The following is a 24,591-nucleotide window of genomic DNA, read 5'->3' on the forward strand; positions in this document are numbered from 1 at the left end:
CTTTTAAAATTCACTACAAGTTTAACTCTGTATACTTCGTTCCTCCAACTCTCTTTTAATCTCCGGATAAATCCGATCCAACTGATAAAATAGCATCGTCACAACCGAGCAAACAATCAAAATCATTGGAATATACAAATACATCGCCTTGATCGCCACGATCGCTTGACTACTTTGAACAGCTACGCCAGGTCGATAATTTCCCCAAGCTAAAAATGCACCAGCAATCCCACCAGCTAGAGCCTGGGCAACTTTCCCTAAGAAGCCATTGATCGCTGATAACGAACCAGAAACATTCAACCCAGTTTTCCACTCACCATAATCAACTGGATCAGCCTGCATTGAAAAGTAAATACTCTCTTTCATTCCATAGCCAATCGCTGAAATGAATGCGCCCACTAAAATCACAGCATGATCAATACCTGCGATCAGCATAATCAACAAGCCAAACAATTGAACCAGAGAAGCTGAGATATACAGATTTCGTTTGCCTAAACGCTTTGCAATCATTGGAACTAAAAAATTAGCAAACATCGGTACGATTGACATGATCGTTGCAACTGTGATCGATAAACCTTGACTTTTTACAACCACCGCAAAATAATACACCAACGCACTTGTTTGAATAAAAAATCCTGTCCACATAAACAAAATATTCAACGCAAAAATCAACCACGGTTTATTTTTTCTTAATGATGAAAGAACATTTTTTAGAGAAACTTTTTCCGTTGAAACCACTGGAAGTTCTCGCACATTAAAGAAAGTGAAAAAGAACAAACCACAACCAATAATTCCAAAAATCGCCATGACCAGTCTAAAGCCGACAATTTGATTCCCATGACCTAAGCGATTTACAAGAGTTAGCGCTGTTGAGCTAACGATCGTTGCACCTAGAAATCCAAAAAACTTACGGGAAGTCGATAACGCTGTCCGCTCATTTGCATCATTGGTCAAGCTGGGTAGAATCGAAGCCATCGGCACATTGACCAGCGTATACGCACACGAAAGTCCAAAGTATGTGATATAGGCATAAACAAGTTTCCCTGTCGCCGAAATGTCGGGAACATTAAAACACAAGAAAGCAAATAGAGCAAAAGGAATCGCACCATAAAGAAAATACGGCCTAGATTTTCCCCAGCGTGTATTAGTATGATCGATCAAATAGCCGACGAGCAAATCCGTAATGCCATCCGCAAATCTTGTCAGTACAAACATCAAACTAACCGCTGCCGCACTTAATTCCATGATATCCGTGTAAAAAAACAATAGATACAATGAAATCATCTGCCAAATCAAATTACAAGCTAAATCAGAAACACCGTAACCGATTCGCTGACGCCATTTAGACATTGGTTTGGTCTGTTCATTTAACACATCCATTTTTTCCACTCCCTTATCTACTAGTTAAAGAGATAATCTTTGATCAAATACGCCGGCGTACAACTCCAGGCATGACAATAACTATTGATGATCGGACTACCATAAGGCGAAAAATCAGGGTCTTCTAATTTGAACGCTTCCCAAAAGGTATCCGCACCCATCTCGATCATTTTGCCCCAATAGTTTTTCATCAGTTTTTCGCCATTGGTTGTAAGTCCAGCGACAAATAATGCTTCCACAATATGATGATACATATAAGGTGTCGCAATACCTGTGATTGGAAATTGCGTACGGATTGTTTCTGTCATGATCTCCTTGTTTGTTTGCTCATTCATTACTTGTGCTAAAACCATCCAAACTTGACTCGCTACATTGATTTCGCCAGTTCCTTCTACGATAAATTGTTGTTTTTTCTGATCGAATAGCTTTTCTTTAGCAAAAGTTTCCATATTTTCCAAAGCTGTCTGATAAACATTCAAGTCTTGATCGTTTATTTGGCGCACCAATTCAATAAATCGTTTCAGCGTATAGATAAATACAGCTTGTCCCGCAGTTGCTTTGTCAAATTCATTTGACCAATCGATGAATACCGGCCAGGCTTCATCTAAAACCAATCGTCCAGCTTCATCTACCTGTTTTAAAGCGAAATCGATTTGTTTTTTAGCCACTGGATAAAGATCTTCCATCACTTCTTTATCATTTGTATGCTTGACATAATCGAATAAAATCACTGCAAAGAATAAACTATAATCAAACAAAAACGTATCATCTGGAATCAAGCTAGGCGCAGTAAAGACATTTGCCGGAATCTTCCCTTCTTCTGTGGTCATTCCACCAAACAAATACAGACATCTTTTCACTAATGCTACATCATCGAACGTGGCATAATTGGCTAACGCTTGGAGACGTAAATCTCCGATCCAAAGGCGACGGTCTCGTTTGGGTCCATCTTCAAAAACAGTTTGCATACAATCTTGTAAGGTTTTAACGGAAACATCATGGATTGCTTGTAACTGTTCATCCGCCAGCTCAATTTTCTCAACGTCATCCAACGTAACTGAACTTTCCGCAATAAATGTTGGCTTGCTAAAACTAGCTTGCCATTTTGGTGAGGTATCGATCACTTCAAGCTCAATATAGCGACAGCTGTATCGGCGAGGCATTTCCAAGGTCACTGGCAATACATCGATATGGACAAACTCCTCTTGAATCCATGATTTAGACAGCCAACCATCATATTCTTTCGACTCAGCCATGATTTCTGCTGGTACTTCAGCAAATTTGAAATGTAAATATAACGGCGCATCCATTGGTGAACCGACCGAATCAATATCGATCGTAAATTTCCCAACATAATGATCGCCTAAATCTAATATCAGTTTTTCATCACGTTTCAATCCGTATTCTGAAAGTTTACTGATTTCTTTCTCGCTAGAAACCGCTTTAAATCCATTGATAGAATGATTATCCGCGACGATCTCAACGAGCCTAGTCGGTTGGATTTCTGTGTGAATCAGTTTAGGCGTGTTCATTTCCGCTTTCTTAAGTAAGCGTTCATTTCGATTCCAGACAACATCATCATTGATTTGAAAAGTAAAAGCCATTTTTATTTCCTCCATTATCTTCTTAAAAGAGTCCTCCTAACCTAGACCAGTCAGGAGAGCTCTGTGAGTTATTTTTGAGTATCTTGTGCTACTTTATATTTCTTTTGTAACCGCATCATCACTATTCCTGCAATTGTTGCCAACAACACAATTCCAGCAAAACCATACATCGACGTTTGAATTCTGTCTGGTGCCACTAAAAATGGAGTGACAAAAGCGAAGAGTCCACAGCACATTCTAGAAAAACCATTGATGAACCCTTGTAATGAAGCGCGCGTTTCAGCTGGAAATGATTCTTGTGTCCAAACTTTATAAATTGCTTCACCTGCCAAGGGGTTCCCAAAGTTATAAAAGGCAATCGTAATTGCCAACGCGATAAAACCAGCACCGCCACCAATCATAGCCATGCCCAGCATTGCTGCAAATTGAACAAATGCGCCAATAAAGAAAGCTTTGTTACGGTATTTTCCACCTGCGATCGATGCAAAAATAATCGTTGTCACAAGAGAAACCACATTTAAAATAATTCCTAAGCCAGTCGCTTGCATTTGGCTAGCTCCAGCATTTGTTAGCGCATACGTTTGGAACTGTCCCCAGGTATTTGCTAATAAATTCCAGCACACGTAGAAAATCAAAATAGCGAAAAAGAAACCTAAATATTTATTTTTATTTTTTCCAAATAACACTGTTTTAAATGAAACTTCTTGTACATCAGAAGAAGCAGATTTTTGTAAAGCTTGACGGGCTGCGCCTTCATCATGAAACCGTTTGAATTTACTTGAAAAACTGCGCCATAACCATGTAATAATTGCAAAACCAAAAAGAATGCCAAATACAATTCTAGCGCCAAGTACACCTTGAATCCCCGACAAAAGAAAAGAACAAATATAAGAAATAAAAACGCCTATTTGCCAGAAAACTTGTGTCGATGAGACTAAACTTGCAGAAGTTGTTTCATCTGGTGCATCATGAGACACGACAGTCAAACTAATCGGCAAATCAGCGCCAGAAGAAAAGCCCATCACAATCACACCCGCTAATAACATTGCAAAACTATTCGATAAAATACAAATCGCAGCTCCGATCGCATAAAAAAGGTTCAACCAGTTAAATGATCGAATCAGCCCAAATCCCTTGGTGATCTGTCCTGCAAATAATGATCCGAATGCGATAGCAAACGTTAAGCCGCCTGAAATAATTCCGACTTGTCCTGTTGTTAAATTTAAACCCTGTTGCCAAACTGGAATGGTTGCTGATAATCCAACAATACATCCTGATCCTAACATCGAACCGATACCAGCTGCTGTTGCTAATGGTGAGTATTCTTTCACCAAAGCTGAATTTGATCCATTTTGTTTACTCATGATCGTCACGCTCCTCTACTCTTTTAACAAGTAGTCAATTGATTCAACTGATTACTTATTCTGCTAACAAATACAATTGTAAGCGTATTATCAGGTTTCTACTATAGCGAAATCACACACATTTCTTTGCCAAATCACAGATAAAAAAACCTCTAACAATTGTTAGAAGTTCCTTTTCAACTAATTCAATTTTTTTACTTATTCAATAGGCTTTTTACTGTTTTCGGGGTTTGATCGGTATACTTACTAAATAGTTTATACAAAGAAGGTACCGAGTCAAAGCCTATATCATGAGCGATTTCTTCTAAATTCTTATCCGTTTCTCTCAGTAGATCTAAGGCCGTTTGGTAACGCATATTATTGATCAACTTTTGGAAAGAGTAGCCTGTTTCCTTTTTTAGTTTATTACTCATATAATTAGAGTTGTAGCCAAAGAACTTCGCTAGATCTGATAAGGTTAATGCTGTAAAATGACTTTCAATATAACGAAGGATCGTTAAAATTTCTTCATCTTGCTCTTGAGAATTTTCTAGACTATCTGCTTCGATCACCCGCGTCAGCTCGATCATAAGTAAAGACAATAGCAAATTAATTGAACGCATATAATAATTCTCTTTTTGATAATATTCGAGAATCATTTTTTGAACGATCTCTTGTACCTCTTTTTTCTGACCAGATCGAAAATAAATAAAGGCATTATGATCGCTATAATCATTAGAAGCGCTTAGTAGAAATTCATTCACTAGACCATTCGATTTCACCATGTTGACGATAATTCCTGTTGTGATTGAATCTCCTTTTAATAAAATGTTGATCAAAATATCGTCTTTACCCAACGGTTCGATTCGTTGGACGATATCTTTATCCATCAAAAGAATTTCGCCTTCTTGCAAATCAATACGTTGTTCATTGACATACTGGACACAGTGACCTGAAAGCATATAATTAAATTCAACAAATTCATGAGTATGAGCAGGCATTTCAGAGTAACGATGATGCTTATTGATAAAGATATTGCCATCTGTAAAAAAATTAGCTTCCGGCATTTTAGGTATCGCCATTTCTTCAAAAGGCAGATGCTGATCATTGACATTATGTCCTTCAAGGCGCTGTTCTTGCTCGATTTTATTTTCCTGCCATAGTTTGATTTTTAACTCTTCAAAATTCATTGTTTGTCTTCTCTCTATTATCATGATCAAGTTTTTTTACCATCATTATTTCATAAGGCTCATTTGTTGGGAAAAATCCCCCTACTGTTTTAAACCCTAATTTAAGATATAAGTGTTGCGAATACTCTTCACTGGAAGTTGATAGCATAAGTTCTTTAAACCCCTGAATGATCATTTCATGTTCAAAAAAATGCATTAAATCTGTCCCATATTGTTTACGTCTGAAAGGTTCCAAGATAAACAACATATCCACAAATGGAATAGAGTCCCAAAAGAAACTAAACCTAAGCCAACCAATCATTTCATTTTCTTCAATAATCAGAATTCTATTTTCCTCAATGGCTGAGCGAAGTCTTTCTTGAGGGATGTGAGTATCATGTATCGCTAACAAATCTAGATCCATTAATGTTGCAACTCGTATCATCCGTGATAACCTTCTTTCATACCGTTTTATAGATTGATTATACAATAAAAAGTATGTTTTATTTCTTAATTATTCACACTTACAAAATAATGAGGCTGAGACATAACTCTACGAGTCACATCTCAGCCTCAAGGTATCCGGATAAATCGTGGGAGCAGAAGTAACACTTGTCCCAACCTCATCAAGCTTTACTTATTCTATTTTCCAGTAACAGAATCCCAAAGTCCACTAAAGAAACCTTTAATATTCTCCCAAAGTCCTTTAGATTTCTCTTGAATTTGCTCTTTCGTTTTAGACAAATCTAGTTGATTCACAAAGTCTTCAAAAATATTTTTATCTTTCATATCACTCATCAATGTCGTTAATTCTTTCACCTGATCTGTTGACATCACATCTTTGATCCCTTGACTTTGTAAGGCACTTTCAACGGTTTGTTGAATATCTTCTTGGGTTAACTTCTTCCCATCAGCCGTTTTTACAGCGAGTTCTTTTTTCGCTTGTTCTTGTGCTGCATTCAAGGCTTCGTCGGAATAGCCTTCTTTGTCTTTGTTTTCTTCTGTGATCTTAGATAGTACATCCATTTCGTCCTGTGCTACACCGACACGATCACGATTGATGATTCCGCCAGATTCTTCGACGATTTTATAAACACCTGCTAAAGCACCAGAACCATCGATTGGTACGGCTGATGCCACAGTTAGTTTGGCATCAGTGATCCCAGCAGTCAAAGCTGCATTTTGGTACTGAGCTTCAGTGATTTTCGTGATATTTTTAGGTGTGGCAATATCTACAGAGATTCCTGCCCCTTTTTTCTGAGTTTCCATTCGAACAGAGCTGTAAACAGCCCATTCTGGCGTGAAACCACCGTCAGGGATAAAACTCATAAGGTCTTTTCCTGTTGTTGTATATTGAGGTGTTTCCCCTTTGATGCCTAGTTCTTTTAAGGTAAAATCCTTTTGCTCCTGAGTCAGTGCATTGCCTAGAGCAACTGCGTTGATTTGTAGGTTTTGTTCAGCGCTGCTACTTGTCTCTGTATTCGTTGAGCTGGTTGCTGTGCTTTGTTCTGTCGCAAATACTGTTGCTCCACTATATATACTTGTTGAAATCAAAAGTAAGCTCATCGCTACTGCTAGTTTTTTTTGTTTATGTTTCATAAAAATCCTCCTAAAATAACTTCTATTTGTTTCATACTATACAACACTTTTTTTAGTTATTCCTTAAGGACGATCCCGTTTTAATAAATTTTTACCCTATTTTAACTTCTGCACCCTCATTGATCTAAATATTTAGGGTAAAATAATTCTCGTTGTTTTCTAAGTCGATATTGAATTTGCTGAATAAAACGATTTGGAGCCGTTACTTTTAAAAAGGGACCAAACGACATTACTTGAATCAACAACTCTGTTTCATCTTGCGCCAAATAAAAAATAGTCAGCTGATACATCGCTTCACCTTCTAATTTTTGGGTAACTTTTCGGTAGTTTGAAAAGTGAAATATTGCCCTTTCTAGTGTATCGCGTTCGTCTTTCAATAAACATGTGATTGATTTTTCAGTTGTACGTTGCAAGTTTTCATTTTCAAAATGTTGCGCTAATAAACGAACCGCTTGTATTTCAGATACATTCAATAGACAATTTTCCCAATTACCTCTTCTTGTTTGGCGTTTTGCTTTTAAGCGAAATTTATTATTTTTATGTGAGTACTCAATTTTATCTGGTTTTATTTTATGGGTAATGATCGTTTGATTTTCTAACCCTTGGTAATCTATTTCAAGATACAGCCGCTTTTGAATACCTTCGACCAATAAGTGAATATTTCGTTGATACTCAGTATCCTGAAAGCGATCATCTGTTTGAAATTGATCGTAATAAACTGTATCTTCTGGTCCAAATAAAACGGAAACCTCCTGCAATTGATTCAATAGATGCAACTGCTCAGCTTCAGTTAAAAATAAGGAAATTTTTTCATCTTGCAGAATTGTTTTTAACCATTGTTTTTCCAGTAGAGTCACTGGACGTTGTGGCAATTGGCGTAAAATAGACTGATAATCTTGAGCGTCTGGTTTAACTAAATGCCACGCATCTTCCTCATTAAAAAAAGCATCTGAAAAGTGAAAGGCGTCTCACCATACCCATTCTCCTCAATCATTTGTTGAATCTCATTTTTATTCAATGGTAATTGTCGCAGGATTTTTTCTGCAATCGCAAAGTATTGTCCATAAATTTCGTGGAATAGAGGCATCATCTTTCCTCCCCCTCTTCAAAGTATAGAGAGCACATTTTTGATAATCTTCCCAAAAATGTTTTTCCCACAGACGATTCGTACATTGAATTTTCTCGATACGTCCAAAAAAGGTTCTTAGAAATGGTGTAATAGCTACCATATCAGCCAATTTTATTTGAAAAAGATAGCGATTTTTTTCTAATCTTATAATATCCCCTTGCCGTTTTTCTTTTTCCAAGCGCCGAATCAAATACATTTCCTGCTCTTCATCGATCAAAAAGAAGACTTTTAATTCTTGCGTTGGTCGATTGGCGATAGCGGCGTTCCACACCATTTCTTTTTGCTTTAAAAGTTGTTCTTGGTACTTAAGAGTTTGGGGATTTACAGCTTTTAGTTTTACATGACTGATTGTGTGTAACCGTATCGAATATAAGCGTTTTTTGCCTTTCAACTTACCGACAAGGTGTTGACGACCAGACTCACAGCTACTATATATTTTTAGAGGTAGAAACTGTACCTCCTGTTGTTTGTACGTTTGAAAACACACTTCTCGTTGTTGGTGAATTGCTTGTAACAATAACAAGGTAACCTCAGCATCAAATGTCTGATGAAAAAATGTATGCTTAAAAACATAAGGAGACGCTTGAATCTTTGGCTCACGAGCTAAAAGATGCTCCCCGATAATTCCAACAGGGAAAACTTCTTTATAAAATTGAATTGCTTGAATGACGTTTTCAGACAAAAGCATTCTTGGTTGCTGCTGATAGTAGAGTGTTTTCCCTTGCTTGCTTTCTTGTAAAATACCTAGTGAAACATACTCTTTCACTTTTTTTCTAATGGTCAAAGAATCTAGCATATAATCATCTTGAAAAACACTCAAATAATCCTTGTCAATAAGCTCAACTAATTCAGTAATCGTACATTTTTTCTGATCTGTAAAAATATCCAACAAAACAAAGTGCAGAAAAATATCATTTTTTGTAAACGACTTACTCTTCCATAGCCGCTGAAATGGATTTTCACTTCTTCGATGACCGTCAATCGAAAGGCGTAGTGTCTTTTTCCCTTGATTATAGTCTGTCTCAATAAACTCTGAAAAAAGACTTTCAATTCTTCGGCGTTCATTATCATAGCTTCGTGTACTCCCATATGTAAATTCTTCTCGATCTTTAAAACCATAAATATAAAAATCTCTTGCGTATCTACGCAGTATTTCACTATTTTTTACTAATTCCTGAAACTTCTTTGCCATATACTCTCCTTTTTCTCCCTTTTATCTTATTTAATCAAAGGAAAGCATTCTGCGCAACTTTTCTTAAAAGATAAGTCCACGATTATCTATTATGATGAAAACAACTTAAATATCTCTCGTTTCATGAGCTAGTCTCTTGAGAAAAAGATAGAATAAGCTCATTACATTTTTACTTCTAGGAGGAAGTTAGCATGGCTTTTATAAAATTACACTCTACTAATCCAAAATTATCTTATCTCTTATACAAAAACCCTGCGAGTGGGATGCAATTAAGAAAAATCAGAAAGGGATTTGGCTATGGCTGGTATCCAGATGAGTTCACCTATTGTGCATACTTTTCCGATTCAGATTCAACCATTTCATTTCGCCCAACAAGAGAAGAGGAAAATCATTATTTAAACGTCTCACAATATCAAGCACCTTTAGCTTATCTAGCATTATTAACCGAATACTTTAGTTACCCTATGAAAGAGCAAGAATTTGATGAAAAAGGCAATACGCATACCTTAGTTTTTGCCTCTATTGCGGTTCGACGTAAACATTTTTTACGTTTTTTCCAGCAACAATTTCCTTCAATTTCTCTAACCTATGAAGAACAATTGGAAAATGTTGGTACATTAACTATTCAAACCGAGGAATCTTTACATGACTTGCTTCATTACACACAACTCTTTTTATTTTTCCAAGCATTATTCGCACCCGAGTTTTTAGATGAAGCAGAATCATCCATCAGCAAACAAATTACTTCATTAAAGGCAATCGATGCACCATTTTACTTACGAAATCTTTTTGTTCGACATTTTTTAAATCGCAGAAATCTTTTCAATCGTTTTAAGGAAGAAATTGAAGAAACAACACGTTATACGATCCAGTTTGCTTTTGGTCAAACCAATTTACAAAGACGAAATTTGGCGGAGTCCTTGCTAGATTTTGATCACAGTATCGTTGATATTGGTTGCGGTGAAGGTTACTATATTTCGCATTTTTCACAAAAGTTAAACGAAAAATCTTACTCAGCAATTGATATTGATTCCGATGCATTAGCGGTTGCCAAAGAAAAGGTTGCAAAAAAAGAACTAGAAAATGTCGATTTTTATTCTTCGCTAGAGGAATGGGTCATGATGTCGCAAAGTAATGAGCCAATCGATGTTTTGCTGATGGAAGTCGTTGAACATATGGAAAAGAGCGTGGCTACGACTTTTGTTCAACAAATCCTACAGCAAAATATCAACAAGCTGATACTTTCAACACCTAATCGTTCATTTAATCAACACTATTATTTAACAGAAGGACAAATGCGTCATGACGATCATGACTGGGAAATGAATGAAACAGAATTTAAAACGTGGATAACAGAGTTGGTAGATTTAACACAATATACGATAGAATTTTTAGCTATCGGGGATCAAGTTGATCAAGTAAGCACAACACAAGGCGTTTTGATCAAACGAAAGGAGCAATCATAATGATTATCGAAACAAAAATGCATACTATCTTTTTATTAGTTGGACCAACTGAATGTGGCAAGACAACTTTTTCAAAAGATATTTTAATGAAACAATTAACCGTTACAGATTCAGAAAAAAACTTTGTCAGCAATGTTCAATATCTATCTTCTGATGATATTAGACAAGACTTACTTGGACATTCATTCGATAAATATGATCGAGTGATGCTAGAAGCTAGTAACGTGGCCTTTCCCTTTTTAAAAGAAAAATTACAGGCAGTTACGACTTATCCAATCAGCGCAGAATTTGTCATTGTGGATACAACTGGATTGGCAAAAGAATTCCGTGAAGAAATCTCAAAACTTGCCCGAGAACAAAACTATCACATCGAAACAATTGTTTTCGACTATAAAAATCGTGAGGATTACTACCAGAGTGAACGTTCACGTCGATTAATCAGTGATCACATTCAACGATTAAAACGAGAAGTATTGCCGCAATTAGCCCGAGAAAATTATCATATGATCCATCGAGTGACAAAAAATGATTTTTCAGATATCTCTGTGACGATTACAGATCAAGAGGACTACTACTCATGCCTGCTGCCGGCAAATCAGGAGTATGATGTCATTGGTGATATTCATGAGTGTGTAGACACGCTTAAAGAATTACTAACGACCCTAGAGACTTCAGCAAGCAAAAATGCTGCTATAGATTCAACTAAAACTATTCTCGTTGGTGACTGGATTGACAAAGGAAATAATACTAAAAAAATAATAGAGTTCCTCTACGATAATCAAGACAAATTTCTATTTACTATTGGTAATCATGAAAACTTTGTTTATAAATATCTGAAAGAAACGATCAAAGGAACGCAAAAAGAAGTTCTTGAGACCTATTTCGATTCTATACCGGTCTTACAACAAGACCAAAAATTAGCTGAAAAGTTTTTCCATTTAGTCGAACAAAGTAAACCATTTTTCCGTCGAATCGGTACTGACAAACAATCATTTATTGTGACTCATGCGCCATGTAAAACGAAATACTTAGGCAAATTAGATAGTCTTTCCCGAAAGAAACAGCGGAATTTCCGTTTAAATCGGGAAGCAGATATTCAAGAACAATTAGCTTTTCTTGAGGAGGAAAGTTATTTCAACTTACCCTTACACATTTTTGGCCATGTTGCGAACCAAGAAGCATTTCGCTTGAAAAACAAACGTAGTATTGACACTGGAGCCGTTTCAAAAAATCGTTTAACAGCTATTCGTGTACTCCCATATAAAACAATGCTGTATTCTGTTTCATCTAACGAAGGAGTAAAAGCACCACTTCCTCTTTTATTCGCTAAACCCAAACGAGCATCCTGGAAATTACTTTCAGATGATCAAAAACGGAAACTTCGTTATATGGTCAAAAACAAAATTCAATTTGTCTCAGGAACGATGGCACCTTCTGCAGCAGATGAAGCAAATAATGAGCTAGAATCATTAGCGCAAGGGCTTCTTTACTTCAAACAAAAAGGTGTTAAGGAGTTGATTTTGCAACCTAAATATATGGGCTCTCGCTGTAACCTCTATCTTTTTAATGACCTCGATAAATGTTATGCTATCACACGAAATGGTAATAGAATCCAACATTTAGATTTAAGTGCTATCTATCGGCGATTGTTGACAAAATTTAGCTCTTATATGCAAAAACACAACATCGACATGCTATTATTAGACGGAGAATTATTGCCTTGGTCTGCTTTAGGTGATGGACTCATTAGAAAAGAGTACCAACCTATTGCTAAAGGTTTAGAGATAGAAAACACTTTTTTAAAGGAACATCACTTTGATCAAGCTTTTACAAAATTAAACGAGGATATGGTAAATACGAACTATTCTTATGATGTAAAACACCACAGTAAAAAAGAGATGAAAAAGAAATATGGTGAATTTAAGGCAAGCCAATACAAGTATTTATCAGAGGTTGCACCCTACCACGTTCCAGTTGCTGAAAGAGAGCCCTTCGTGAAGACCTATGAAAAACAGCTTGAGTTGTATGGAGTAGAAGCTGAACTAACTTACAGTCCGTTTGATTTGTTAAAGATTGTCTATAAAAACGGCTCTGAAGAATTACCAAATTGGTCCAGTATAGAACGTTATACATTCGTTTCAAACGATCTCTTTCAAGTCATTGATTTACAAAAACCTGAAGCTTTACAACTAGCAACCCAATTTTTCGATTCAATCACTGTGGATCAACAAATGGAAGGAATCGTATTAAAACCAAACCATTTGCCAGAAAACACTGTACCTTTTATGAAAGTTCGTAATAAAGATTACCTAACTTTGATTTATGGCTATGATTATCAATGGGAACCGCGATATAAAAAATTAACTGCAAATAAAAAAACGACAGGAAAATTAAAAACTTCCTTGAAAGAATATGAATTGGCAAAAGAACTCTTAGCAATTCCGGTTCATGAAATCAATGAAAATAATGAAATTTATCTCACTATTTTAGCGGATTTACTGTTTGAATTATCAAAAGAAAAAGAACTTGATCCTCGTCTATAATCGTTTAAAAAGGAGGTTTCCAAATGGATCAAACAATAAAATACGAACTCGATAAAATCGCAGAAAAAGAACATATCCAAATTTTATATGCTGTAGAATCAGGCAGCCGAGCTTGGGGATTTCCTTCAAAAGATAGTGATTACGATGTTCGTTTTATCTATATTCGACCAAAAGAATGGTACCTACAACTACAACCTACAAAAGATGTACTGGAATATCCAATTTCTGGTGATTTAGATATCAGCGGTTGGGATCTAGATAAAACATTAACGTTACTAAGAAAAAACAACCCAGCGCTATTAGAATGGCTAGCTTCTCCTATTGTTTATAGGAAGAATGAAACATTCCATCATGAATTGAGCTTACTCGCTGATAAAATCCAACAACCTAAAGGATTGATCTATCATTATTTGCATATGGCTAAAGGGAATTTTAGAGATTATTTGAAGCAGGAACAAGTGAAAAGCAAAAAATATTTTTATGTTTTGCGTCCCTTACTTGCCTGTATGTGGATTGAGTATTATCATGAAAAACCACCAGTCGCTTTTGAACAGCTACTAACCATTCCTAGTTTATCGACTAAATTTTTAGAAGCTGTAGCACAATTATTAGTAAGAAAAAAAGCAGGCGAAGAATTAGCATTAGAAAAACAAATTCCGGAGATTCAAGTGTTTATCAAAGAAAAAATCGCTTATTTTGAAGCCTATGTCCAAACGTTAGAAACACTTTCTTCAATTACCTATGACGAATTGAATGACTTCTTTTTAAAATGGCTAGAATAACAACAGAAACTAGAAGCCTGAGTCGATTATCTCAAGCTTCTAGTTTCTCTATTCATATCTATTATTTGAACAATATATTGGTCTATTTACTGATCTTGCACATTTGTGAGGATCGATACAGTTATGTAAGTAATTTTAGCATAACTTTTCTCAAAATTTTTAACTTTAAAACACCAGTCTGGCCAATTTATCTAAAAAACTTCCACTACTCAGAACGGATTCTGAACAGCGAAAGCTTTTAATTACTATTTATTTCGTATAATCCTTAACCAAGTCAATAACTTCTTCCATTGTATCGCAGTCATTCAACGCACGATCGGCAAGTTCAGCCATTTTCTTAGTGTCTAGACGTTTCATCAAGCTACGAGTTTGAAGAATAGATGTCGCACTCATTGAGAACTCATCTAAGCCCATTCCTACCAATAATGGAACAGCCATTTGATCGCCACCCATTTCTCCACACATACCAGTCCATTTACCTTCAGCATGTGAAGCATCAATAACGTTCTTGATCAAACGTAGGATTGATGGGTTATATGGTTGGTATAGGTAAGAAACACGTTCGTTCATACGGTCTGCTGCCATTGTGTATTGGATCAAGTCATTTGTTCCAATACTGAAGAAATCAACTTCTTTGGCGAATTTGTCAGCAATTACAGCTGCTGCAGGAATTTCGATCATGATACCAACTTGAATCGTATCAGAAACTTTTGTTCCTTCAGAAACTAATTTTGCTTTTTCTTCTTCAAAGATTTTCTTCGCTGCTCTAAATTCTTTTAACGTTGCAACCATTGGGAACATGATGCGTAAGTTACCGTGAACAGAAGCACGTAATAATGCGCGCATTTGTGTACGGAACATTTCATCGCCACGTTCAGATAAGCTGATACGTAAAGCACGGTAACCTAAGAACGGGTTCATTTCATGCGGTAATTGCAGATAAGGTAATTCTTTATCTCCACCGATATCCATTGTACGAACCACAACAGGTTTGCCGTTCATACCTTCAAGTACTGCAGTATAAGCTGTATATTGTTCATCTTCTGTTGGGAAATCTGGAGAATCCATGTAAAGGAATTCTGTACGATATAAACCAACAGCTTCAGCACCATTGTTGTGTACGCCTTCTAAATCTTTAGGCGTACCAATGTTTGCAGCTAACTCGATGTGTTTACCATCAGCAGTGACTGTTTCAGCATTTTTTAGTTTTTCCCATTCAACTTTAAGGTCAGCATATTCTTTGCCTTTTGCTTCAAAATCAGCTTTTTCAGCATCTGTTGGGTGAATGATAACATCCCCATCGATTCCGTTAACAGCTAAAATATCGCCTTCTTTGACTTTGGCAGTGATTTCTTTTGTTCCTACGATTGCAGGAATTTCAAGAGAGCGAGCCATAATCGCTGAATGAGATGTACGTCCGCCAATATCCGTTACGAATGCTTTTACATACGTGCGGTCTAATTGAGCGGTATCACTTGGTGTTAAGTCATGGGCAACCACAACTACTTCTTCATTGATCATTGAAGGATTTGGAAGAGTAACACCTAGTAAATGAGCTAAAATACGTTTAGCAACATCACGAATATCAGCAGCACGTTCTTGCATGTAAGCATTATCATCCATTGCCTCGAACATACCGATATACATATCTGTTACTTCTTTTAACGCAGATTCAGCATTTACTTTATTATCTTGAATATTTTGTTTGATTTGACCAATCATTTCTGGGTCAGCTAAAACCATTAAATGTGCATCAAATACTTGCGCTTCTTCTTCACCAAGGCTTTGCGCTGCTTTTTCTCTGATTGCTTGCAACTCAGTCGTAGATTTTGCTAAAGCGCCATCTAAGCGGCTTTCTTCAGCAGATGTGTCATCTACAGATTTTTTGTCGAAAGATAGATCAGGTTGAACTAACAGGTAAGCTTTAGCAATAGCGACACCATCACTTGCGGCAATTCCTTTTAGCATTTCAGACATTATTCTGACAATCCTTCTTTTTTCATTGTGTCTACGATTGCTGCTAATGCATCAGCTTCGTCAACACCGTCAACAGAGATAGTTACGTCTGAACCTTGGCCAACGCCTAGAGACATAACGCCCATGATTGATTTAAGATTAACAGATTTACCTTTGTATTCTAAGTTGATATCTGAGTTGAATTTACTTGCAGTTTGTACTAATAATGTAGCTGGACGTGCGTGAATCCCTGTTTCTGCTACGATGTGAAAATCTTTCTTTTCCATATAAATCGGTCTCCTTCGTAAGTAAAATAATTTTTTATGTTAGGGTTTTCCTTTCTTGACACGTTTCAAATGAAACTAGAATCTAGAAAATACCCTTTCAATTTTTAAGATTACCATTTTTTGTGAGTAGATACAACACTTTTCACCTATTTTTTATCGATTGAAACGATCAATTAATTTTCTTCCTTCATATAACGATATATAATTCGTCCATTTAATCCAGCTTCTCCGACAAAAGACATTCGATCCGGCAAATTTTTCCAAACTTCTCTAAAGGCAGGAAAATCTTTTGGTTCAATAATAAGTTCGGAAATAGCTCCTTCTTTTAAGGCGTTGATTTGTTCTTCAAATGGATTTTCATACATCAGTTGATCACAGCTTTCACTTTTATTTTAGACTGAAGATATTGTATGACAAAAATAGATTTTTGTCTAAATTATTCCTACTTTTATAAAAACAAACCTTAATATTTTTATAAAAATAGCCTTAATTCTGCTAATTATAAGCTATGTCCTCTATTACCATTGTTTTATGCTCTACTTATCAAACGAATTTAAAGTTCAATTGCTTGATTCTTGTACAAAAGATGCTATAATATTCTCAAAGGTCAAAAATGGTCAGCAGACTATTCGACCTATTTAATTGACTTTGAACTATCATTAGTCTTACTTTGAAAGGACGTGTTTTATCCTATGATTTGTCAAAATTGTCAACAAAATCCAGCAACGATCCACTTATATGCAAATGTTAATGGTCAAAGAAAACAATTAGACTATTGCCAAAGTTGCTACCAAAAATTAAAAGCACAAGCAAACGATAACCAACCAACAATGTCTCAACAAGATCCATTTGGTTTTGGAAGTTTAGATGATTTATATCGTTCTTTATCACGTCAAATGCAAGAACAACAAGGAAACCCTAATGGTCAAACCCCACCTACCCAATTTGGTGATGGCAACGGCTTTAACGGTGGTCAGCCTCCACACGGCGGAGCCGGACAATCCAATGGTTTATTAGGTGAGTACGGTATCAATATTACCCAAGCCGCTCGAAATGGTGACGTCGATCCAGTTGTTGGACGTGATGAAGAAATCAAACGGGTAATCGAAATCTTAAATCGTCGCACAAAAAACAATCCAGTCTTGATCGGTGAACCTGGTGTTGGTAAAACAGCAGTTGTCGAAGGTTTAGCTCAAAAAATCGTTGAAGGTGATGTCCCTCAAAAATTATTAGACAAAGAAGTCATCCGTCTAGATGTCGTTTCCTTAGTTCAAGGAACCGGTATTCGTGGGCAATTTGAGGAACGTATGCAAAAATTGATCGAAGAAATCAAGCAAGCTGAAAATGTTATTTTGTTCATTGATGAAGTCCATGAAATCGTTGGTGCCGGAGCTGCTGGTGACGGCAACATGGATGCTGGTAATATTTTAAAACCAGCACTCGCTCGTGGTGAGCTGCAAATGGTTGGTGCAACGACTTTAAATGAATATCGTATCATCGAAAAAGATGCTGCTTTAGAACGTCGGATGCAGCCTGTTCGTGTAGATGAACCAACTGTCGATGAAACGATTGCGATTCTTAAAGGGTTGCAAAAGCGTTATGAAGATTATCATCATGTAAAATATACAGATGAAGCGATCAAAGCCGCTGCAACTTTATCTAACCGTTATATCCAAGATCGTTTCTTACCAGATAAAGCAATTGATTTATTAGATGAATCTGGTTCTAAAATGAACTTGACCATCCAAATCGTCGATCCTAAAACAATCGAGAAAAAACTAGCAGATGCAGAACAACAAAAACAACAAGCGTCTGCAGAAGAAGATTTCGAAAAAGCGGCTTATTATCGTGATCAAATCAATAAATTACAAGCAATGAAAGAAAAACAAATCAGCGATGAAGAAACGCCTGTGATCGGTGAAAAAAATATTGAAGCGATCGTGGAACAAAAAACAGGGATTCCTGTCGGTGATTTAAAAGAAAAAGAACAAACACAATTGAAGAACCTAGCTGTCGATCTGAAAGCACACGTCGTTGGACAAGACGACGCAGTCGATAAAGTTTCCAAAGCCATTCGCCGTAATCGCGTTGGTTTAGGCAAACAAAACCGTCCGATCGGTTCTTTCTTATTCGTAGGACCAACTGGTGTTGGTAAAACTGAATTAGCGAAACAATTAGCTTACGAATTATTTGGTTCAGAAGATTCCATGATCCGCTTTGATATGAGTGAATACATGGAAAAACATAGCGTGTCTAAATTGATTGGCTCGCCTCCAGGTTATGTTGGCTATGATGAAGCTGGACAGTTAACTGAGAAAGTTCGTCGTAATCCATATAGCTTGATTTTACTAGATGAAATCGAAAAAGCTCATCCAGATGTCTTGCATATGTTCTTGCAAATTCTTGATGATGGACGCCTAACAGATGCCCAAGGTAGAACCGTTAGCTTCAAAGATACGATCATTATCATGACAAGTAACGCTGGAACTGGTAATGTCGAAGCAAACGTCGGCTTTGGCGCTGCGCGCGCGGGACTTACAAAATCTGTTTTAGGACAGTTGAATAATTTCTTTACGCCAGAATTCTTGAACCGCTTTGATGGCATCATTGAATTTAAAGCATTGAGCAAAGAAAACTTGATGAACATCGTTAGCTTGATGCTAGACGAAGTCAACAATCTACTTGCTCATCAAAAAATTCACATTGATGTAACAACGGATGTCAAAGAAAAATTAGTCGATTTAGGCTATGATCCTGCAATGGGTGCTCGTCCTTTACGTCGAACGATCCAAGAGCAAATCGAAGATGGTATTGCTGAGTATTTCCTAGATCATCCAGAAGAACATCAATTGATCGCTAAACTAGATGATGATAAAAAAATTATTGTTACTGGAAAAACAACCCAAGATACTAGTGATACCAATGAAGTAACTCCAGAAGAAGCATAGAAAGTGAAGTCAATCAGGCATACTGATTGACTTTTTTGTGTTTTTCAAGACAAATTTCTTTTTATTTAAGCTAAAAAAATTTATAATAAGAGTGAGTGAATTTATATCAAATTTTAATAAAGATTATTCTAGCTTAGTTAATTCTGTGAATACTCTGCATTTTATTATTAATGTAAAAAAATGAAATTGAGGTGAAAAAAATGAAATTAGTCAATGTAACTAATAGCTACAAACAGCTAGTCAATAAACAACTAGAAAATACCGATGCATACTTTGTCAAAGTTTATTCAGCGGGTAACACGACCGTCGTTTATACAGAAGCTGCCCAACATGCTGAAATATTGATTGTAAATAAGAAACGCGCTGTTCGTAAGACAGAAATCAATGAGGTTTTATCTTATTTCTTGAGACGTATTCCAAAAGATAAATATGTTCGTGATCAAATTTCGATCATTGAATTAAAAGATGTGATAGAAATTTCGATTCCGATGACGTCTAGCCTTGTTGAAAATTAGATATATTCAGTAAAAAGAGTGCGAAACAAAACGAATGATCAGTTTTGTTTCGCACTCTTTTTATTCTTTATTCCCACTTACCTCACCAATGTCATTATCCGTTGAATGTCTAAATAGATACCAACACAGTCCTGAGACTAACAACACTGATACAGCAACAATCATCACCTGAAAAAATACATTTGTTGTGGTTGTTTTAAATAACAACCCAATGATGATTTGACCAATTGGGACTGCACATTGTGATACAGCCATGATCGTAGCCATTACTTTACCAATATTTTCTCTTGGTGTTATTCTTTGAACCATTGAGATCAAGTAAATTGAAATCATACTCATCATCATCCCGATTGGAATTCCAGTTAGTATAAATGTTGCAAAGCCAACTGTATTTCCTAATGGGTTTCCTGCAAACATTAACCCAATATTCATTAAAATCAACAACAAACCAGATAAAGTAAATATCTTATAGAGATTGTTGATTCGTAATTTCTTTGTGAAAAATCCGGTAAAAATCGCGCCAAGGATTGTGGATAAACTAATCACTGACAAGCCGATACCGTAAACTGCATCATTCGCCTGCAAAACAACTCTTAACACAATAGGAACTCCGACAATAAAAAAGGCCGATAACGTAAAGTTGATAAGAGCCGCGATCAAAATAGCATTAAAAATAATTCGATTATTACGGACTTCTTTAAAACCATCCTTTAGATCATTTGTTAAGGTGCTTAACACACCAGATTCCATTGGTCGTTTTTCAAAGGGAATACGTAAAAAGGTTTCTATAAAAGCAGCTAGAATGAAAAATATAGCACTCCCTATAATCAGCTTTTGCGCACCTAATATACTATATAAAATCCCCCCAATAATAGGAGCAACTACATTCGACATAGATAAAACTCCATTAACTAAACCATTTATTTGCTCCAATTGATCTTTTTTTACTAATAGAGGGATACTCGCAGTAACCACTGGTGTATCAAAACTACCAACAATCGATAGTAAGAATAACAGTAAACCAATCATAACGATTGAATCAGTAAAACCTAAAATAAAAAATAAGACTATCGCTAAAACCGCATTAATAATATCCATTAGAACCATTAACAAACGCCGATCAAATCGGTCTGCAATTGCACCGCCAATCGGAGCGAACAAGACAGGAATACTTGAAATCGCTAGAATCGTTGCAAAGATATCTGCCCGTCCTGTTTTATCTAATACATAAAGCGCTAAGGCAAATCGTAAAATTGCCCCACCAAAAACTGATATCATCTGTCCCAATATCAAATACAAAATATTTTTATTCACTTTCCCCATCATTTTTCCCCTCATCTCCCTTTTTTTATCAAACCTTAAATACTTAGATACTCAAGTTTACCATTCCGACTTGTTAGAATACTCAGGCTAAAGTCCTGTATTCACTCGGACTATTGTCCTATCTTAGACTTTAAAGCTGACATTAAATTTATTATGAATACAAAAAAGAGCCCTGGACAAAACTAAAAATCAGTTTTGTCTAGGGCTATAAATCCGAATAAACGGCGGGGTCAGAAGCAACCTCTCTTTAGTTTCGAATAAAAGATGCGAGTAAACACCATTACTTCGTTTCGACCGCATTGTTGTAAATCACAAAGAACAAAGTGATTCGGTGATACACAATACAAGGTGTCTGAGAGACTCCCTGATTCCTTTTATCTCAATCTCTAATTTAAGATATGCTTTTTATAATACATATAAAGTTCTTTGATAGAGTCGCTCATCAAAATATCTTTCGCGGACTCCACTTGTTCTGCCGTCCAATCAAACCATCTCAGCTCTAAAAGTAATTTAATTTCCTCGTCTGAGAATCGTTGTTTGATCACTCTCGCTGGATTACCGCCAACGACCGTATATGGTGGAACATCTTTTACGACCATCGAGCCTGCTGCAATCACGGCTCCTTCACCAATCGTAACGCCTGGCATGACCATCGCATCCATCCCGATCCACGCATCGCTTTTAATGACTGTGTCCCCTTTTGGTTCATACGATTTCTCTACATGGCTGGCAAAAGGATACACAGTGATCCAATCTGGATGGTGATTGTGATTGCCACCCATCAAAATCGTGGCACCACTTGCAATACATACATAATTTCCAATAATTAATTTATCTAGATGCCAACCCATATCTTTTACCGGATCAAAGGCCGCTTTTGTCAATGGATCTCCCCACAAATAGCGAACACAGCCATTCTCAAACTCCTGATTGCTATAATAACCAGAGTAATAAGAAAACTCGCCTACCTCGATCAAGGGATTTGTAACCAAGTCCTTTAAGTACATTGTGTCAGACCATTTTTCAAAATTATTATTGTTTGTCATTTTTCTTCCTCGCTTCTAAGTTTGATTTTTCTTATGACTTAGAAGCTTGCTACCACTGAAACATTTTTTAATTGTCTTAAACGACGACTCATTTTTACTCACTCCAATAATGTTGTTGATTATACGTTTATGTATCCTTACTGTCAAATGAAAAAACGTGAGTGCGACACAACTCTTCGAGTCATATCTCACTCACGTGGAATCCGGATAAACGGTGAGAGCAGAAGCAATCCCTTCTTATTTCTCGGGATTAAACACTTCTGTCTCATCCTCGTCCAATAAAATTAGTTTACATCAAACTCTTCAATTCAACATCCGGATATTTATCGGCAAACCAACGCATCGCAAATTGATTTTCAAATAAGAATAGTGGTTGATCAAAACGATCACGAGCTAAAATATTTCGACTCGAACTCATACGTTCATCTAGATCAGCAGGATCGATCCAACGAGCGATCTTCGAGCCCATTGGCGTCATAATGACTTCAGCATTGTATTCATTCAACATGCGATGTTGGAAAACTTCAAACTGCAATTGGCCAACAGCTCCAATGATATACTCTTCAGTTAAATACGTTTTATACAGTTGGATCGCGCCTTCTTGTACTAACTGATAAATGCCTTTATGGAATGATTTTTGTTTCATGACATTTTTGGCACTGACTTTCATAAATAGCTCTGGTGTAAATGAAGGTAACTCTTCATACTGAACTTTTAATTTTCCTTCATACAACGTATCGCCGATTTGGTAATTACCAGTATCATAGATTCCGATAATATCTCCTGCTACAGCTTCTTCCACGTTTTCTCTAGCATCAGCCATAAATTGTGTCACATTGCTTAACTTGATTTTCTTGCCAGTTCTGCCAAGGGTAACATCCATTCCACGTTCAAATGTGCCTGAACAGATTCGGACAAAAGCAATCCGATCTCGATGAGCAGGGTTCATGTTTGCTTGAATTTTAAAGACAAACCCAGAAAATTCTTCTTCATAAGGACTCACTTCTTGCCCTTCTTCTGTCTTATGACCATAAGGTGATGGCGCAAATTGTAAGAAAGTTTCTAGCATCGTTTGCACACCAAAATTCGTTAAGGCTGAACCGAAGAAGACTGGCGTTTGATCCCCACGAGCGATTTTCTCTGTATCAAACTCATCGCCTGCCTCAACTAATAGTTCAACTTCCTCCAAGACTTGTCGGTACACACTATCTTTGTGTAACGGCAAATCACTTGAAATGTCGCCATCCACTAATGGAATAAAACGCTCGCCATTATTGTTTTCAGGTCGATAAACTTCTACACGCTTGTTGTAGATATCATATAACCCATGTAACCCTTTTCCCATACCGATCGGCCAGTTCATTGGATATGATTCGATATCTAATAACTCTTCTAATTCTTCAAGTAATTCTAACGGTTCACGACCATCTCTATCTAACTTATTGATAAAGGTAAAAATCGGGATGCCACGTTTTTTGACAACTTGGAACAATTTCTTTGTTTGAGCTTCGATCCCTTTAGCGCTGTCGATTACCATGACAGCACTATCCACAGCCATCAACGTTCGGTACGTATCTTCCGAAAAATCTTCGTGTCCAGGCGTGTCGAGAATATTGACACGTTTTCCATCATAGTCAAACTGCATCACCGAACTAGTTACAGAAATCCCTCTTTGTTTTTCGATTTCCATCCAGTCTGATTTTGCAAAGTTCCCCGTCTTCTTGCCTTTAACTGTTCCAGCTTGACGGATTGCTCCTCCAAAAAGTAAAAGTTGTTCAGTAATTGTTGTTTTCCCCGCATCCGGATGGGAAATGATCGCAAACGTACGGCGGCTATCTACTTGTTCTTTTAAATGTGGATTATTCATTTGTTGCTCCAATCTATTATTATTTTCTAAGAAAAAACGTCATTTATTTAAAGGATATCTACATCGGAAAATTCTCCCTACTCTTTATTATTCAACTAGTGTAGTATATCATGGAATTACCCTAGTTTTCAAAGCCTTTAGCCAAGTTTAAAAAAAATCGAAGAGACCAGAACAAAACTCAAGGAATTTTGTCCTGATCTCTATTAATTGGGGAAGAAATAAACCGTTAGATTAAATAAAAAAAAATCTAGCTTTATTACTAAGAAGTGTTTTACACTTAAGTAACCCAAGTATAAGGTCAGCTCTTCATTAGTGCAACTCTCATAAAGTGGGGACCCAAGCAGTTCTCTAATTATTCTTATCGTTATTTTTAAACAAAATAAGACCTATATTACATCGTTTTTGAATATCCAACCGTTATTAAAAAAGTTTTTTTTTATAA

The 24,591-nt window shown here is 36.5% G+C and carries 19 protein-coding genes; 5 read left to right on the top strand and 14 right to left on the bottom strand.

The window, feature by feature from the left end:
- Window positions 1-21: 21 nt before the first annotated feature.
- From V192_RS0113955 to V192_RS0113990, 8 genes are all read right to left on the bottom strand, one after another.
- Complete coding sequence (locus tag V192_RS0113955; protein ID WP_029948278.1) at window positions 22-1,380, bottom strand: MFS transporter; 1,359 nt, start codon at window positions 1,378-1,380, stop codon at window positions 22-24.
- A gap of 20 nt (window positions 1,381-1,400) precedes the next feature.
- On the bottom strand, window positions 1,401-2,984 hold the full coding sequence (locus V192_RS0113960) for an alpha-L-rhamnosidase-related protein (protein ID WP_025872761.1): 1,584 nt from the start codon (window positions 2,982-2,984) through the stop codon (window positions 1,401-1,403).
- A 68-nt stretch (window positions 2,985-3,052) separates the two neighbouring features.
- The gene (locus tag V192_RS0113965; RefSeq protein ID WP_025872763.1) at window positions 3,053-4,348 is read right to left on the bottom strand and encodes an MFS transporter; all 1,296 of its coding nucleotides are present in this window, start codon (window positions 4,346-4,348) and stop codon (window positions 3,053-3,055) included.
- Window positions 4,349-4,542: 194 nt separating this feature from the next.
- On the bottom strand, window positions 4,543-5,517 hold the full coding sequence (locus V192_RS0113970; RefSeq protein WP_025872765.1) for an AraC family transcriptional regulator: 975 nt from the start codon (window positions 5,515-5,517) through the stop codon (window positions 4,543-4,545).
- The gene (locus V192_RS0113975; protein ID WP_025872767.1) at window positions 5,507-5,941 is read right to left on the bottom strand and encodes a GNAT family N-acetyltransferase; all 435 of its coding nucleotides are present in this window, start codon (window positions 5,939-5,941) and stop codon (window positions 5,507-5,509) included. The genes V192_RS0113970 and V192_RS0113975 overlap by 11 nt, the downstream gene beginning before the upstream one ends.
- Window positions 5,942-6,138: 197 nt before the next feature.
- Window positions 6,139-7,095, bottom strand: coding sequence for a DUF1002 domain-containing protein (locus V192_RS0113980; RefSeq protein ID WP_025872769.1), 957 nt, complete (start codon window positions 7,093-7,095; stop codon window positions 6,139-6,141).
- Between the two features lie 116 nt (window positions 7,096-7,211).
- A complete protein-coding gene (locus V192_RS0113985; RefSeq protein WP_025872771.1) occupies window positions 7,212-7,967 on the bottom strand; it encodes a WYL domain-containing protein in 756 nt (251 codons plus the stop codon).
- A gap of 138 nt (window positions 7,968-8,105) precedes the next feature.
- Window positions 8,106-9,416 (bottom strand): WYL domain-containing protein, encoded by a 1,311-nt coding sequence (locus V192_RS0113990; protein ID WP_025872773.1) that lies wholly within the window; start codon window positions 9,414-9,416, stop codon window positions 8,106-8,108.
- A gap of 191 nt (window positions 9,417-9,607) precedes the next feature.
- Between V192_RS0113990 and V192_RS0113995 the strand changes: the two genes are divergently transcribed.
- The 3 genes from V192_RS0113995 to V192_RS0114005 are packed head-to-tail and all read left to right on the top strand — an operon-like array spanning window position 9,608 to window position 14,207.
- The gene (locus tag V192_RS0113995) at window positions 9,608-10,882 is read left to right on the top strand and encodes a class I SAM-dependent methyltransferase (protein ID WP_025872775.1); all 1,275 of its coding nucleotides are present in this window, start codon (window positions 9,608-9,610) and stop codon (window positions 10,880-10,882) included.
- A complete protein-coding gene (locus V192_RS0114000) occupies window positions 10,882-13,425 on the top strand; it encodes a metallophosphoesterase (protein WP_025872777.1) in 2,544 nt (847 codons plus the stop codon). The genes V192_RS0113995 and V192_RS0114000 overlap by 1 nt, the downstream gene beginning before the upstream one ends.
- A 23-nt stretch (window positions 13,426-13,448) precedes the next feature.
- Window positions 13,449-14,207, top strand: a complete 759-nt coding sequence (locus tag V192_RS0114005) for a nucleotidyltransferase domain-containing protein (RefSeq protein ID WP_025872779.1) — start codon at window positions 13,449-13,451, stop codon at window positions 14,205-14,207.
- A gap of 249 nt (window positions 14,208-14,456) precedes the next feature.
- On the opposite strand, the gene ptsP is transcribed toward V192_RS0114005, so the two are convergent.
- The 3 genes from ptsP to V192_RS0114020 form a co-directional block, all read right to left on the bottom strand.
- A complete protein-coding gene (gene ptsP, locus V192_RS0114010; RefSeq protein ID WP_025872781.1) occupies window positions 14,457-16,184 on the bottom strand; it encodes a phosphoenolpyruvate--protein phosphotransferase in 1,728 nt (575 codons plus the stop codon).
- The gene (locus tag V192_RS0114015) at window positions 16,184-16,450 is read right to left on the bottom strand and encodes a phosphocarrier protein HPr (RefSeq protein ID WP_010765749.1); all 267 of its coding nucleotides are present in this window, start codon (window positions 16,448-16,450) and stop codon (window positions 16,184-16,186) included. Before V192_RS0114015 ends, ptsP begins: the two co-directional genes overlap by 1 nt.
- 173 nt (window positions 16,451-16,623) lie before the next feature.
- Window positions 16,624-16,815 carry a hypothetical protein gene (locus tag V192_RS0114020; RefSeq protein WP_025872786.1) on the bottom strand — a complete coding sequence of 64 codons (192 nt, stop codon included), beginning with the start codon at window positions 16,813-16,815 and terminating at the stop codon, window positions 16,624-16,626.
- Window positions 16,816-17,142: 327 nt separating this feature from the next.
- Here V192_RS0114020 and V192_RS0114025 point away from each other — a divergent pair, with 327 nt between their 5' ends.
- The gene (locus tag V192_RS0114025; RefSeq protein WP_025872788.1) at window positions 17,143-19,398 is read left to right on the top strand and encodes an ATP-dependent Clp protease ATP-binding subunit; all 2,256 of its coding nucleotides are present in this window, start codon (window positions 17,143-17,145) and stop codon (window positions 19,396-19,398) included.
- Window positions 19,399-19,598: 200 nt separating this feature from the next.
- Entirely contained in the window at window positions 19,599-19,913 is a 315-nt protein-coding gene (locus tag V192_RS0114030) for a DUF1827 family protein (RefSeq protein ID WP_025872790.1), read from the top strand.
- A gap of 60 nt (window positions 19,914-19,973) precedes the next feature.
- Here the strand turns inward: V192_RS0114030 and V192_RS0114035 are convergent, their stop codons facing one another.
- The 3 genes from V192_RS0114035 to V192_RS0114045 all read right to left on the bottom strand — a co-directional run bounded on the left by V192_RS0114035 (window position 19,974) and on the right by V192_RS0114045 (window position 24,149).
- A complete protein-coding gene (locus V192_RS0114035; protein WP_029948279.1) occupies window positions 19,974-21,239 on the bottom strand; it encodes an MFS transporter in 1,266 nt (421 codons plus the stop codon).
- 383 nt (window positions 21,240-21,622) lie between these two features.
- On the bottom strand, window positions 21,623-22,282 hold the full coding sequence (locus V192_RS0114040) for a CatB-related O-acetyltransferase (RefSeq protein ID WP_025872793.1): 660 nt from the start codon (window positions 22,280-22,282) through the stop codon (window positions 21,623-21,625).
- Window positions 22,283-22,571: 289 nt separating this feature from the next.
- The gene (locus V192_RS0114045; RefSeq protein ID WP_025872798.1) at window positions 22,572-24,149 is read right to left on the bottom strand and encodes a peptide chain release factor 3; all 1,578 of its coding nucleotides are present in this window, start codon (window positions 24,147-24,149) and stop codon (window positions 22,572-22,574) included.
- Window positions 24,150-24,591: the final 442 nt, after the last annotated feature.

Source organism: Enterococcus crotali (assembly GCF_000633635.1).
Lineage (GTDB): Bacteria > Bacillota > Bacilli > Lactobacillales > Enterococcaceae > Enterococcus_L > Enterococcus_L crotali.